This window comes from Altererythrobacter sp. CAU 1778 (assembly GCF_054482795.1).
This window is the reverse complement of the sequence record NZ_JBTLRP010000001.1, coordinates 1,541,783-1,555,647: the sequence shown is the minus strand read 5'-3', so window position 1 is coordinate 1,555,647 and position 13,865 is coordinate 1,541,783. Positions and strand designations below refer to the sequence as shown.

The window sequence follows — 13,865 nt, the reverse complement described above, 5'->3', positions numbered from 1 at the left end:
GGTCCTCTCAACGCCCTTGGTCGATCTGCTCCTGTGTCAGCGATCCGGGCACGATGATAAGCGGGCAGGGAAGGCCGCCCGCCCGCTGCGAGAAGTGGGTGACGAGCGGGCCAGGATTGTTCTCGTCCGCCGCGCCCAGCACCAGGCCGGTGACTTCCGGATGCTCGTCCAGATAGGCGCGCACGATTTCCTCCGGGTCGCCTTCCTTGACGGTGATGGTCGGCATCCGGCCCAATTCCGCGAAAAGGCTTCCGGCAGCGGAATTGGCAATGACTTCCGCCCGGTCGCGCGCTTCCTGCTCGATGGTTTCCTGCACCGCGCTGAAGGCGCTGAATTGCTGCTTGGGCACCAGCGCGAGAATATGCACCCGGCCCGCGCTGTCGAGCGCGCGCCGCGCGGCAAAGCGCAGTGCGATCTGCGCCTCTTCCGTCTCGTCGATGACAGCCAGATATATCCGCATGGACCCCTCCCATCCCTTGCGCGAATTCGTATCCAACGAATGGTTGGCGCGCGCAAGCGCCTTGCCCGCGAGCTCTAAAGCCGCCATTGCTGGGATGCAAATCTCGCCGAAGGAAAGACGCGCCGCCCATGCCGATCGAACTGAAAATGCCTGCCCTTTCGCCGACCATGGAAGAAGGAACTCTGGCCAGGTGGCTGGTGAAGGAAGGTGACACGATCGGTTCGGGCGACATCATCGCGGAGATCGAAACCGACAAGGCTACGATGGAATTCGAAGCCGTGGACGAAGGCACGGTGGCGAAGATCCTGATCGAGGAAGGCGCGGAAGGCGTGAAGGTCGGCACGGTCATCGCCATGCTGGCCGAAGATGGCGAGGATGTGGGCGATGTGAGCGCGCCGGCAGCAAAGGATGAGACGCCTGCACCGGCGACTGAACCCGCTCCGGATGAAAGTGCGAAACCGAAGGAGGCTCCTGCCCCCGCCGAGACGGAGGAGGCGGCGGCACCTGCGCCCGATGGCGACCGCATCATAGCCTCGCCGCTGGCCAAGCGGATCGCAGAGCAGAAGGGTCTGGATCTCACGTCAGTCACCGGCAGTGGGCCGAATGGTCGTATTGTGAAAGCAGACGTCGAGAACGCGCAAGCTAGCTCGGCTCCTGCAAAGGCTGAGGTCGCGTCTCCTGCCGCCGCGCCGCCAAAGGCCACGGCGCAAGGCAGCGACCTCGACGCGCCCTACGAGGCGACCAAGCTCAACAATGTCCGCAAGGTCATCGCGCGCCGCCTTACGGAGGCAAAGCAGACCATTCCGCATATCTACCTGACCGTGGACGTGCGGCTCGATGCGCTGCTGAAGCTGCGCGGCGAACTCAACAAATCGCTGGAGGCGGACGGCGTGAAGCTGTCGGTCAACGACCTGTTGATCAAGGCGCTTGCCCGCGCGCTCCAGCGTGTGCCGAGCTGCAATGTCAGCTTCCAGGGCGACGAGCTGTTTACCTACACGCGCGAGGACATCTCGGTAGCGGTTGCCGCGCCTTCCGGCCTCATTACCCCGATCATCCGCGATGCGGGCCGCAAAGGCCTCGCACAGATCAGCACCGAGATGAAGGAACTTGCGGGCAAAGCGAAGGAAGGCAAGCTCCAGCCGCACGAGTTTCAGGGCGGCACTGCCTCGCTCTCCAACCTCGGAATGTTCGGCACCAAGCAGTTCGATGCGGTGATCAACCCGCCGCAGGCCATGATCCTCGCCATCGGCGCGGGCGAGCAGCGTCCTTACGTGATCGACGGCGCGCTGGGTGTCGCCACCGTGATGAGCGCCACCGGCAGCTTCGACCACCGCGCCATCGACGGCGCAGACGGCGCGGCGCTGATGCAGGCGTTCCAGCAACTGGTCGAGAACCCGATGGGGCTGGTGGTTTGAATATCAGCCGGAAATTGCTGACAGCTGTGGGTGTCGCCGAGATTCTGCTGGGTATTTCCATTGGCGTAATGGTGTTGGCACTCAATGAAGCGGTGCAGAACCCTGATCCGATGGGGCGCGTCATGGTTTCCGCGATCCCCTCGCTCCTTTTTGCGGTGCCACTCCTTTCTATTTGGCTTCTCCACTCGGACACTAAGTTTCCGAATTGGATGGCACGCTTCGGAATCATCGCGCCAGCAATTCTCATTCTAGCTTATGCCTTGGCGCTTTATGTCTGACCGCCATCTCTGCATTCGCGGTGCGACTTCGCTTACCGCCACGAACCGCTCTGGAGGCTTAATCGTCGGGGGAGCGACGATTTGAGGCATTTTCTCGCTCTTGTCCTAATCGCCAGTCTGCTCGGCTGCACCGATCCGGTCGAGCATGAGGAACGAGACGCATCGAGCGATGAAACACCCGGTCTGCCAGACCGCGGAGCCGTGACTGCTCGTCCTGTGCAGATCGGCTTCGACGGTCCCCGGTTCGACGCTTGCGCCGGATATGGCCGTGTTACCCGGCTCAATCCCAACGGCGACAACTATCTCTCTGTGCGCTCGGCGCCGTCGGGCGGGGCGGAGGAGATCGACCGGCTTGGCCCCGGCGTCGGTGTCTCCATGTGCCAGCAGGTCGGAGACTGGCTGGGCGTCGTTTACGACAACGAGGGTGGGGAAGAGCCGGTCAATTGCGGCACAAGCTCGCCCGTCGCGAGTGTGCGGGAATACAAAGGCCCATGCAGTTCGGGCTGGGTGAACGAAGATTTCATCAAGCTGGTGGCGGGCTGAACCATGGACCAGCGCCAGCCGGCAATCCGCGTCACCGCGATGCCGACCGATCTCAACCCCTATGGCGGGGTGTTCGGCGGGTGGCTGATGAGCCAGATGGCGCTCGGCGCAGGCTCGCTCGCCAGCCGGGTGGGGCAGGGCAAAGCAGTGGTCGTCTCGGCAACCGATTTTGCCTTCCCCGGCGCGATGGAGGTGGGCGACGAACTCTCGGTCTACTGCGACATCGCGGCGACCGGCAACACCTCGCTCACCATCACCGCAGATGCCATCGCCCGCACGCGCAATGGCGAAGCGGAGACCAAGGTAGCGCAGGGAACTTTCAAATTCGTCCTGCTGGATGAAGAAAACAGGCCACGCGCGGTGAATGCCGCCGCGCTTTCGGCAAACAATTAGAGAGACTTATGGCAGACACCAATTACGACGTCATCGTTCTCGGCTCTGGACCCGGCGGCTATGTCGCGGCGATCCGTTGCGCGCAGCTGGGGCTGAAGACCGCCATCGTCGAACGCGAACTGCTCGGCGGCATCTGCCTCAACTGGGGCTGCATCCCGACGAAGGCACTGCTGCGCAGCGCCGAGATCATGCACTATGCCCAGCATGCGAGCGACTACGGGCTCAAGATCGCGGGCAAGATCGAAGCGGACCTCGAAGCGGTGGTGAAGCGGAGCCGCGGCGTGGCCAAACAGCTCAATCAGGGCGTCACGCATCTGATGAAGAAGAACAAGATTGCGGTCCACATGGGAACCGGCACGCTCACCGGCCCGACGAGCCTGACCGTGAAATCGGACAAGGGCGAGGAAAGGCTCACCGCCAAGCACGTCATCGTCGCCACTGGCGCGCGCGCTCGCGACCTGCCGTTCGCTCCGGCGGATGGGAAGCGGGTGTGGACCTACCGCCATGCCATGACGCCAGGGGAGATGCCGACAAAGCTGCTGGTCATCGGCAGCGGTGCGATCGGGATCGAGTTTGCCAGCTTCTACAACGACATGGGCTGCGACGTGACCGTCGTCGAAATGCTCGACCGTATCGTGCCGGTGGAGGACAAGGACGTCTCCGCCTTCCTTGAAAAGAGCCTGACCAAGCAGGGCATGACGATTATGACCGGCGCGGGTGTCGAAGCGCTCGAAGTCTCGGACACGGGCGTGAAGGCCAAGATCAAGGACAAGCAGGGCAAGGTTTCGGAAACCGCGTTCACCCATTGCATCACCGCCATCGGCATCGTCCCGAACACGGAGAACGTCGGCCTGGAAAAGCTGGTCGAGATGGACCGCGGCTTCATCAAGATCGACGGCTATGGTCGCACGAAGTCCAAAGGGCTCTGGGCCATCGGCGACTGTACGCCCGGCCCCTGGCTGGCGCACAAGGCGAGCCACGAAGGGGTTACCTGTGCCGAGGCGATCGCGAAGGAACTGGGCAACAAGGATGTCCACCCGCACCCGCTTGACCGTTCCAACATTCCGGGCTGCACGTACTGCCACCCGCAGATCGCCAGCGTCGGCATGACCGAAGCCAAGGCGAAGGAAGCGGGCCACGAAGTGAAGGCGGGCACTTTCCCCTTCATCGGCAACGGCAAGGCGATTGCGCTGGGCGAGGCGGAAGGCTTCGTGAAGACCGTGTTCGACGCGAAGACCGGCGAACTGCTCGGCGCGCACATGGTCGGGGCCGAAGTCACCGAAATGATCCAGGGCTTCGTCGTCGGCAAGACGCTCGAAACGACGGAGGCGGAGCTGATGAATACCATCTTCCCGCACCCGACGATCAGCGAGTCGATGCATGAGAGCGTGCTGGCCAGCTACGGACGAGCCTTGCACATCTGACGGTTTAGACCAGAAGGGCGGGCATGACCGGATTCCTCCTCCTCGCCTTCATACTCCTGGTAGCCATGATTGCCGCCGTCCCACTGGCGGCGCGTTTCGGCATGGGTTCGGTGCTCGGCTATCTTCTGGCGGGCACATTGCTGGCGCCGCTGCTGCGGACGATCGGCATCAATATCGAGGGTTTGCAGCAATTCGCCGAATTCGGCGTCGTGATGATGCTGTTCCTGATCGGGCTGGAATTGGAGCCGCGAAAGCTCTGGGAAATGCGCGGGCGGCTGATCGGCCTCGGCGGGGGGCAGGTTGTCGTCACCACCGCGCTGTTCGCCGGGATCGGGATGATTGCCGGCTACCCGTGGCAGACCGCGCTGGCGATCGGCATGGTGCTGGCGTTGTCCTCCACCGCCATCGTCCTCCAGACACTGGACGAGAAGGACTGGACCCATACCGAGGGCGGCGAATCCGCGTTTTCGGTGCTGCTGGTGCAGGACATCGCGGTCATTCCCATGCTGGCGTTCATACCCCTGCTCGCGATGCCCGAGCTGGCAGGCGCTGGCGGCGGCGAGGAGGGCGGGGCCCACAGTTCGCCGCTCACCTTCACCGAGGGTATGCCTGCCTGGGCAAAGGCGCTGTTCACTCTTGGCGCCATCGGGATCATCGTCCTGATCGGCCTTTACCTGACCCGCCCGGTGTTCCGCTTCATTGCCGGCGCGAAGCTGCGCGAATTGTTTACGGCGGCCGCGCTGGTGTTCGTCATCGGCATCGCATTGATGATGGAAATGGTCGGCGTATCACCGGCGCTCGGAGCCTTCCTGGCCGGTGTGGTGCTGGCGACGAGCGAATATCGGCACGAGTTCGAAGCCGATATCAGTCCGTTCAAGGGGATCCTCCTCGGCCTGTTCTTCATCACGGTGGGAGCCGGGATCGACTTTGCGCTGGCGATGGAGAACGCAGGAACCGTCCTGGCCTGGACCGCGGTGGTGATTGCCAGCAAGGTGGTGATCCTCTGGGGACTGGCGCGGATGTTCGACCTGTCTGGCGAGCACCGCTGGCTGTTCGCGCTCTCCCTGGCTCAGGCGGGCGAGTTCGGCTTCGTGCTGGCTTCCTTCGCGGTCGGTGCCTCGGTCTTCGGGCGCGAGCTGGCGGACCTGCTGTTGCTGATCATCACCCTGTCGATGTTCATCACCCCGCTGCTCTTCATCCTCTACGACCGCGTCGTGCGGCCGCATTACGAAGGCGCGGCAAACGGTTCGGCGGACAAGATCGAGAAAGCGAGCGAGATCATCCTGGCCGGGCGGGGCCGCGTGGGCGGCATCATCGACCGGATGCTCACGACCGCAGGCTACGATGCGACTGTCATCGACTACAACAGCCGGCAGATCGAGAACATGCGCAAGTTCGGCATGACATCGTATTTCGGTGATGCGACCCGCCCGGACCTGCTGGCATCGGCAGGCATCGCGAGGGCGAAATTGCTGATCGTCGCGCTGGATGAGAAGGACGAGATCAACAAGCTCGTCCGCTATGCGACCGCCAATTTTCCCGATCTTCACGTGATCGCCCGCGCGATCGACCGTGACCACGTGTACAAGCTGTGGTCGATGGGGTGCCGCGATATCATTCGCGAGACTTACGACGCATCGGTCCGCATGGGCCGGTCCGCCTATGTCGCGCTGGGGCACAGCTCCTCGGAAGCGGAGCAGATGGCAGACGCCTGGGAAGAAGCCGACCGTCGCACCATGCGGGAAGTGGCCGATCTCTACGTCGAGGATCTGCCTGCGTGGGAAAACGAGGAGTTGATCGCCCGCGTGAAGGAACTGCGTGCCGAATGGGACCCCAAGCTGCGCGCGCAGATGGACGACATCATCGGACGGGATATCTGAGAGAGGGGTTGGCGGACAGGGTGGGATTCGAACCCACGAAGGGCTTGCACCCTTGCCGGTTTTCAAGACCGGTGCATTCAACCGCTCTGCCACCTGTCCGCTGATTGCGCGCGCTACAAGCGAATGGCGTGGCTGTCACCTGTCCTCTTGCCTGTGCGCGCACACTTTGGCGCTGGGACAGCCCGACCGGCGGATAAGTGTTTGGCGGCGAGGCGAGATTGTGAGAGACAAGCGCGATGAAATTCAAACTTCTGCTCCCCGTCCTCGCCGCCCTGACCGTTCTTGCCCCCGCCGCGCCCGTCGCGGCACAGGACATGTCGTTCGACGCCTATCTCCAGATCCTCGCCGCAAGGGCGCGGGCGGAGGGTGTTTCCGAAGCTACCATCCAGCGCATGACCGCAGGGCTGACGCCGAACAGCCGCGTAATCGAACTCGATCGCGGGCAGCCCGGGTCACCGACCAGCAGCGGCTTCCCGGCGCTTGCCCCCTACATCGCCACCCATGTCGACAGCGCGCGGATCAACGGCGGGCAGCGGGTGTTCGCTTCCGCCCGACCGACACTCGCGCAGATCGAGCAGCAGTATGGCGTCCCTGGTGAAATTCTCGTCGCGATCTGGGGACATGAGACCAATTACGGCAGCTACAAGGGCGATTTCGATCTCTCCCGCTCGCTCGCAACGCTGGCGTGGGAAGGGCGCCGGCGCCAATTGTTTAGTGACGAATGGGTCGCTTTGATGAAGGTTGCGGACAAGGGCTACCCTCGCTCGACGCTGGTGGGCAGCTGGGCAGGTGCGTTCGGGAATCCGCAATTCCTGCCGAGCGTCTATCTGCGCCTTGCCACCGATGGCGATGGCGACGGGCGTGCGGACATCTTCAACAACCGCACCGACACGCTGGCTTCGATCGCCAACTACTTCCGCGATTCCGGCTGGCGGCGCGGACAACCGTGGGGCGTTCGCGCCTATGTTCCGGTGGACCTGAACCGCAGCGGCCTCGACACCGAACTCGCGCCGCCTGTCTGCGATCGCGTGCACGGTCGCCACAGCCGCTGGATGACCGTCGGGGAATGGAAGCGCCGGGGTGTGACGCCCGCCGCGCCGATCGGCGACGATGTGATCGCATCGCTGTTCGAGCCGGATGGCCCGCAGGCGCCCGGCTATCTTCTCACCGGCAATTATCGGGTCATCCTGGAATACAATTGCTCGAACTATTACGCGATGAGCGTCGGCCTGCTGGCCGACGCGATCGCCCGTTGAGGCAATCTCGCAAGGATGGTGGACAAGCCGTTGCGGCGCTCGCCAATACGGAAAGAGTGACCTAGTCACGCGCCCATGTCGCAGATTATCGGAACAATTCGCGGCCCGCAGCCCGCGTTAGGTGGGGTCGAGCGGTGAGGTACTTGCAGATCGGCGCCGCGCTGGCGTTCGCATTGTTGGCAGGGACTGCACCGGCACAGGTGGTGGCTCCGCAAGCGCGCGCGAACGAAACCTCGAGTGACGCGCTGGCGCCGCCCGATGCGGCCAGCGCACCGATCGCGCTGATGGTCGACATGGCCAGCGGGCAGGTACTCCACAGCCGGGAGGCGGACCGCCGCTTCGTGCCCGCTTCGATTACCAAGGTGATGACGATGTTCCTCGCCTTCGAACTGCTGGAAGATGGCCGCATCGACTTGCGCCAGAGAATGCCGGTGCGCGACGAGACCTATCTCGAATGGTCGGGCACCGGATCCTCCATGGGCATCGGACGGGGGGAGCAGATCTCCGTTCACGATCTTCTGCGCGGTATCTCCACCGTGTCCGCCAATGACGGCGCGGTTGTGCTGGCCGAGGGTACGGCCGGCTCGACCGACGAATGGGTCGCGATGATGAACGCTAAGGCCCGCGAGATCGGGATGCACGACAGCCATTTCGGTACGCCCAACGGCTGGCCGGACGAAGGGGCGACCTTCGTTACCGCGCGCGACCTCGCGACCTTGGCGCGCGCGATGATCCTGCGGCATCCGGAGCGCTACCGCGCCTATTTCGGCCACCGCAGCTTCACCTACCGCGAAGTCACGCAGAACAACCACGACCCGATCACCGGGGTCGTTGCAGGCGCCGACGGCATCAAGACAGGATACACGCGGCAGGCCGGCTACGGCTTCCTCGGTTCGGCCGAACGCGATGGTCAGCGGTTAATCATGGTGGTCGGAGCCGTTCCGAACATTCCGGCGCGCAACCGTGCGGCGCGCGGCTACATGGAATGGGGCTTCGCCAATTTCGACCGCGACCGACTTTTCGGCGCAGGCGACGTCATTGGCGAGGGGCGGGTGCGCGGCGGTGCGCAAGGCAGCGTGCCGCTTGCCCTGCAGATACCCGTCACTGTCGCAAGGCGGGCGGAGGCTGACCCCCAGGTCGGGCTGCAATTGGTATACGACGGTCCCATTCCAGCGCCGATAGCTGCCGGGGACCGGGTGGCGTCCCTGCGAATGACCATCGATGGCCAGAGCGTCAGTGATGTGCCGCTTGTCGCCACGCAGGATGTCCCGCGTGGCGGAACGCTCGACCGGCTGCGCGACGGCTTCTACAACCTGCTGCAATGAGTCGCGGCAAGTTCATCAGTTTCGAAGGCGGCGAAGGGGTCGGTAAGTCGACGCAGGTTCGCCTGCTGGCCGAAGCGCTGGAGCAGCGTGGAATTGCCGCTGTCGTCACGAGGGAGCCGGGCGGAACACCGGGGGCGGAGAGCATTCGCGGCCTTCTCCTCGGCAAGGAAGTAGACTGGAACCCGCGCGCCGAAGCCTTGCTGTTTGCCGCAGCCCGTTCGGATCATTGCCAGCAGCGAATCGAACCGGCCCTGGCTTCGGGCCAGTGGGTTCTCTGCGATCGCTTCATCGATTCCACCCGCGCTTATCAGGGCGGGGAAGGGGAACTCAGCGATGCGGACATTCTGAGCCTTCATCGTGTTGGGAGCGGCGGGCTTATGCCCGATCTCACCGTGTTGCTTTCCGTACCTGAACACGTCGCGCACGAACGCCTGAGGCAGCGGGACGGCGCGACGACGGATCGCATCGGCGGTCGGGACAGTGCCTTCCACCAGCGCGTCGCTGCGCGGTTTCGCGAGATCGCGGATGCAGAACCGGGGCGCTTCGTTTCGATCGACGGCGCGGGCGATCCTGCTATCGTCCATGACGCCATTCTTCGGGCGATCGACGGGGCGGAACTTACGCGGTGACACAGCAACACGCCTCTCAATTCGCGGCATTCGGTGCGGCGATGGACAGCGGAAAGATGCATCACGCATGGCTGCTTGTGGGCAAGCACGGGCTCGGCAAGGGCCAGTTCGCGCATGTCGCGGCGCGCAGCTATGTCGGCACCGCATCCACGGCCGCCCATCCCGATATCCTTACCCTGACGCATCTGCCCAAGGATGCGAAGGAGGAAAAGAAGCGCGATGAGGGCAAGCCCTTCGAGGTCAAGCGCAACATATCGGTCGACCAGATCCGCGCAATGCAGTCGCGGCTGACGACGCGGCCCACGCTGGGCGACCGCCGAGCGATAATCATCGAACCGGCGGACGACATGGAAAAGAGCGCGTCAAACGCCTTGCTCAAGAGCCTTGAGGAACCGCCGCAAGGCACGCTTTTCCTGCTCGTGACGCATCGCCCGGGACGACTGCTCCCCACGATACGCTCGCGTTGCCGCGTGCTGCGCTTCGCAGCGATGAACGACGCAGAGATTGCGGCCGCCCTGCGCGACGAGTTCGCGGATGCCGGTGAAGGGGAACTAGCCGATGCCGTTGCATTCAGCGGCGGCTCGCTTGGCGTGGCGCGACAGTTTCTCGAGATGAAGCTGCAACCGGTGGGCAATGCAATGGCGGAGCTCGCGCTGCACGGCGACCGTGGCATGGACCTTCGCGGAAGGCTGGTCACCGCGCTGGGGCCGCGTCCTGCGCGCGAGCGACAGGCTGCGGCAATCGACCTCGCCAGGACGGTACTGGCCAATCGCATGGGCGAAGCCGCACCGCGAGACATCCCCGCGCTGACCAACGCCCATGCGGAGCTTTCGCGGCTTTCCGGGCAGGTCGCGACCTATAACTTCGACCCCGGACTGCTTGCCCTGCAAATCGGCACCTTGCTTGCCGCCGCCGCCCCCGCTAGCGAGCGCAGCCGTGTCTGACCCATTCTATATCACCACCGCAATCAGCTATCCCAATGGGCGGCCGCACATCGGCCATGCCTATGAGGCGATAGCTGCCGATGTGATCGCCCGGTTCGAACGGATGCGCGGCCGCGACGTGCGGTTCCAGACCGGCACGGACGAACATGGCTTGAAAATGGCACGCAAAGCCGAGGAGCAGGGCCGGACGCCTCGCGAATTGGCCGACGAAATGTCATCGTATTTCAGGGCGATGTGCGATGCATTGAACGTCAGTTATGATCGTTTCATCCGGACGGTGGATGACGATCACCACAGGGCCAGCCAGGCGATTTGGCAGGCGATGGAGGCTAAAGGCGATCTTTATTTGGACCGTTACGAAGGCTGGTACTCGGTCCGTGACGAAGCGTTCTACGACGAGAAGGAACTGATCGACGGCGAGGGCGGTCAGCGTCTTTCGCCCCAGGGGACACCGGTCGAATGGACGACCGAAGAAAGCTGGTTCTTCCGCCTGTCGAAATATCAGCAGCCGCTGCTGGACCTGTTGCGTGGCACGCCGGACTTCCTCCAGCCGGCCCGCAGTCGCAACGAGATGATTGCCTTTCTTGAAGGCGGGCTGCGCGATCTCTCCGTCAGTCGCACCAGCTTCGACTGGGGCGTCAAGGTGCCGGCGGGCGAGGGTGGTGACCGCGAGCACGTGATGTACGTCTGGGTCGACGCTCTCACCAATTACATCACCGGCCTCGGATACCCCGATGGCGGCGAATTGTGGGACAAGTTCTGGCCTGCGAACCTCCACCTGATCGGCAAGGATATCGTGCGCTTCCACACGATTTACTGGCCCGCATTCCTGATGAGCGCGGACTTGCCGCTGCCGCATAAGGTGTTTGCCCACGGCTTCCTGCTCAACGATGGCAAAAAGGAATCGAAGTCGCTGGGCAATGTGACCGATCCGATGGAACTGGCCGAGCGGTACGGCGTGGACACGCTTCGATATTTCCTGATGCGCGAAGTGCCGTTCGGATCGGACGGAAACTGGTCGCACGAAGCCTTGGTCAACCGTGCAAATGCGGAGCTCGCAAATAGCTTCGGCAATTTGGTTCAGCGCACATTGTCCATGATTAACAAGAATATGGACGGCGCTCTTGAGCAATTCGTGAAAGCTGACGCGGATCACGAACTTCTTGGCTTGGTCCGGGAAGCTTGCGCGATTACCTTGCCGGAGCAGTTCGAACAGCAGGCGTTCTCTGTCGGGATCGAGGCCTGGCTGAAAGCTGTGTTCGCCTGCAATCAATATGTCGATGAGCAAGCCCCCTGGACACTCCGCAAGACCGATGAAGCGCGAATGAAGGCAGTTTTGCAGACCTTGCTGGTCGCCATCCGCGACCTCGCAATCGCATTACAGCCCGTGGCGCCGGAGAAGACCGCTGTCGTCCTCGATCAACTTGGGGTTGCAACGGTTGAGCGTGATTTCGCGTCTCTCGCTGACGACGGCTGGTTCGAGCGCTTGCTTGCCTCCGGCCACACCATCGGCAAGCCCGTGCCCGCCTTCCCGCGCCTCGAACTGCCAGAGGCTGAGCCAGCCTGATGCTGATCGACAGCCACTGCCACCTGGAATATGAAGGTCTGATCGAGGACCAAGGCGGCGTGCTCGATCGTGCGCGCGAAGCCGGGGTCGCTGGTTTCCTCAACATCTCCACCCGCAAGTCCGAATGGGGCAGGGTGGTAGGCACCGCCGAGCGCGAAAGCGACGTATGGGCGAGTGTCGGCATTCACCCGCATGAAGCCGACAATCACGCGGAACTCGATGTCGCTGCCTTGCGCGAAGCGACGGACAACGGTCGCGTGATCGGCATTGGTGAGACCGGACTCGATTATTACTACGACAATTCCGATAGGGACACTCAGCGCGATCTGTTTCGCCTGCACATCGGCGTTGCCCGCGAGACGGGTCTGCCGCTCATCATCCATACGCGTGACGCGGAAGACGACACGATTGCCATCATCGAAGATGAGAAGGCAAATGGCGAATTTCCGGCGTTGATCCACTGTTTTACGGCTTCCGCCGCGTTCGGGAAGCGTATGCTGGAGCTCGGCCTCAGCATATCGATTTCGGGCATCGTGACGTTCAAGAATGCAAAGGACCTCCAGGCGGCTGCAGCCGAGATCCCGGCGGATCGGCTCTTGATCGAGACCGACAGCCCGTTCCTGGCACCGGTGCCACACCGCGGCAGGCCTTGCGAGCCAGCCTTCGTCGCCGACACGGCACAGTTTCTGGCGGATTTGCGTGGCGTGACACGCGAGGAACTTGGGGCGCAAACCAGCCGCAATTTCTTCGATCTGTTCGAGAAAGCCGCGCTTTGAAGCTCATCATGCTCGGTTCCGGTACGTCGACCGGCGTCCCGCGCATCGGCAACGACTGGGGCGATTGCGACCCACGGCAACCGAGAAATCGGCGCACCCGCGTCTCTATAATCGTCGAAAACAACGCCGGCTCGCGGCTCTTGGTCGATACGTCTCCGGACCTGCGCCAGCAGCTGCTCGACAACGCGATTGACCGCGTGGATGGCGTATTCTGGACGCATGATCACGCCGACCACTGCCATGGGATCGATGATCTCAGGCCGCTGCGCTATGGTCGCAAGGCGCCAATTCCCGGATATGGGACGGACGAGACCGTGCGCCGACTGCGGGCCCGCTTCTCCTATGTATTCGCCGGAGAGTTCGGTTATCCGACAATCGTGAACATTGCGACGATGGAGAATCTGCGAATGCTCGCAGGTTTCGGTGTCGGACATTGCCGAATGCCGCACGGACCGGCAAAATCCACGGCTTATCGGTTCGATTGTGACGCAAAATCAATAGGTTACGCGACGGACTTCAGCGAAATAACCCAAGAAATGGTAACCTTATTTTCCGGCTGTGATCTCGTCATTTCCGATTGTCTGCGCCGGGATGCGCATCCGACACATGCAAATCTCGACATGGCGCTCGATCTCATTCGTCGAGCCAAGGCCAAACACGGGATCCTCACGCATCTCGACAAGAGCATGGACTACGAAACGCTATGCGCTGAATTGCCCAAGAATATTCAGCCGGGATACGATGGACTGGAGGTCGTTCTTTGAGTTCGATCGGATGGGCGAACGTTGCTCTCGTCGCCGCAGCGTTGATTTTGCCGATCAGTGCGCTCGCAGCGCACCGGATGAATTGGAAGACAGGGCTGAAATACGCGCTGATCTGGGCCTCGGTCTTTGCTGCGGTGACGCTGCTGATCCGGGCGATAAGCTGATCGAACGCCGTAGCCCTGTGCGATGGATTTAACATAATATATATTAT

15 protein-coding genes and 1 tRNA gene are annotated in these 13,865 nt (G+C 62.7%); 14 read left to right on the top strand and 2 right to left on the bottom strand.

Annotated features, from left to right (window positions below; genetic code table 11):
• Nucleotides 1–7: 7 nt before the first annotated feature.
• Nucleotides 8–460, bottom strand: a complete 453-nt coding sequence (locus ACXYN8_RS07375) for a universal stress protein (protein WP_458888694.1) — start codon at nt 458–460, stop codon at nt 8–10.
• Nucleotides 461–588: 128 nt separating this feature from the next.
• On the opposite strand from ACXYN8_RS07375, the gene ACXYN8_RS07370 reads away from it, so the two are divergent.
• From ACXYN8_RS07370 to ACXYN8_RS07345, 6 genes are all read left to right on the top strand, one after another.
• The gene (locus ACXYN8_RS07370; RefSeq protein WP_458888693.1) at nt 589–1,875 is read left to right on the top strand and encodes a pyruvate dehydrogenase complex dihydrolipoamide acetyltransferase; all 1,287 of its coding nucleotides are present in this window, start codon (nt 589–591) and stop codon (nt 1,873–1,875) included.
• A gap of 14 nt (nt 1,876–1,889) precedes the next feature.
• Nucleotides 1,890–2,153 carry a hypothetical protein gene (locus ACXYN8_RS07365; RefSeq protein WP_458888692.1) on the top strand — a complete coding sequence of 88 codons (264 nt, stop codon included), beginning with the start codon at nt 1,890–1,892 and terminating at the stop codon, nt 2,151–2,153.
• Nucleotides 2,154–2,234: 81 nt separating this feature from the next.
• Nucleotides 2,235–2,696, top strand: coding sequence for a hypothetical protein (locus ACXYN8_RS07360; protein ID WP_458888691.1), 462 nt, complete (start codon nt 2,235–2,237; stop codon nt 2,694–2,696).
• 3 nt (nt 2,697–2,699) lie between these two features.
• Complete coding sequence (locus ACXYN8_RS07355; protein ID WP_458888690.1) at nt 2,700–3,089, top strand: acyl-CoA thioesterase; 390 nt, start codon at nt 2,700–2,702, stop codon at nt 3,087–3,089.
• 8 nt (nt 3,090–3,097) lie between these two features.
• Complete coding sequence (gene lpdA / locus ACXYN8_RS07350) at nt 3,098–4,513, top strand: dihydrolipoyl dehydrogenase (protein ID WP_458888689.1); 1,416 nt, start codon at nt 3,098–3,100, stop codon at nt 4,511–4,513.
• A 23-nt stretch (nt 4,514–4,536) separates the two neighbouring features.
• Nucleotides 4,537–6,393, top strand: a complete 1,857-nt coding sequence (locus tag ACXYN8_RS07345) for a cation:proton antiporter domain-containing protein (protein ID WP_458888688.1) — start codon at nt 4,537–4,539, stop codon at nt 6,391–6,393.
• A gap of 9 nt (nt 6,394–6,402) precedes the next feature.
• Here the strand turns inward: ACXYN8_RS07345 and ACXYN8_RS07340 are convergent.
• Nucleotides 6,403–6,492 (bottom strand) — tRNA-Ser (locus tag ACXYN8_RS07340).
• A gap of 137 nt (nt 6,493–6,629) precedes the next feature.
• Here ACXYN8_RS07340 and ACXYN8_RS07335 point away from each other — a divergent pair.
• The 8 genes from ACXYN8_RS07335 to ACXYN8_RS07300 all read left to right on the top strand — a co-directional run bounded on the left by ACXYN8_RS07335 (nt 6,630) and on the right by ACXYN8_RS07300 (nt 13,818).
• Nucleotides 6,630–7,649, top strand: a complete 1,020-nt coding sequence (locus ACXYN8_RS07335; RefSeq protein ID WP_458888687.1) for a lytic murein transglycosylase — start codon at nt 6,630–6,632, stop codon at nt 7,647–7,649.
• Between the two features lie 143 nt (nt 7,650–7,792).
• Nucleotides 7,793–8,974: a D-alanyl-D-alanine carboxypeptidase family protein gene (locus ACXYN8_RS07330; RefSeq protein WP_458888686.1), complete on the top strand. Its 1,182-nt coding sequence runs from the start codon at nt 7,793–7,795 to the stop codon at nt 8,972–8,974.
• The gene (gene tmk / locus ACXYN8_RS07325; protein ID WP_458888685.1) at nt 8,971–9,603 is read left to right on the top strand and encodes a dTMP kinase; all 633 of its coding nucleotides are present in this window, start codon (nt 8,971–8,973) and stop codon (nt 9,601–9,603) included. Before ACXYN8_RS07330 ends, tmk begins: the two co-directional genes overlap by 4 nt.
• Complete coding sequence (locus ACXYN8_RS07320) at nt 9,600–10,547, top strand: DNA polymerase III subunit delta' (RefSeq protein WP_458888684.1); 948 nt, start codon at nt 9,600–9,602, stop codon at nt 10,545–10,547. The genes tmk and ACXYN8_RS07320 overlap by 4 nt, the downstream gene beginning before the upstream one ends.
• The gene (metG, locus tag ACXYN8_RS07315) at nt 10,540–12,114 is read left to right on the top strand and encodes a methionine--tRNA ligase (protein WP_458888683.1); all 1,575 of its coding nucleotides are present in this window, start codon (nt 10,540–10,542) and stop codon (nt 12,112–12,114) included. Before ACXYN8_RS07320 ends, metG begins: the two co-directional genes overlap by 8 nt.
• A complete protein-coding gene (locus ACXYN8_RS07310) occupies nt 12,114–12,890 on the top strand; it encodes a TatD family hydrolase (protein ID WP_458888682.1) in 777 nt (258 codons plus the stop codon). Before metG ends, ACXYN8_RS07310 begins: the two co-directional genes overlap by 1 nt.
• Nucleotides 12,887–13,654, top strand: coding sequence for an MBL fold metallo-hydrolase (locus ACXYN8_RS07305; RefSeq protein ID WP_458888681.1), 768 nt, complete (start codon nt 12,887–12,889; stop codon nt 13,652–13,654). The genes ACXYN8_RS07310 and ACXYN8_RS07305 overlap by 4 nt, the downstream gene beginning before the upstream one ends.
• Entirely contained in the window at nt 13,651–13,818 is a 168-nt protein-coding gene (locus tag ACXYN8_RS07300) for a hypothetical protein (protein ID WP_458888680.1), read from the top strand. The genes ACXYN8_RS07305 and ACXYN8_RS07300 overlap by 4 nt, the downstream gene beginning before the upstream one ends.
• Nucleotides 13,819–13,865: the final 47 nt, after the last annotated feature.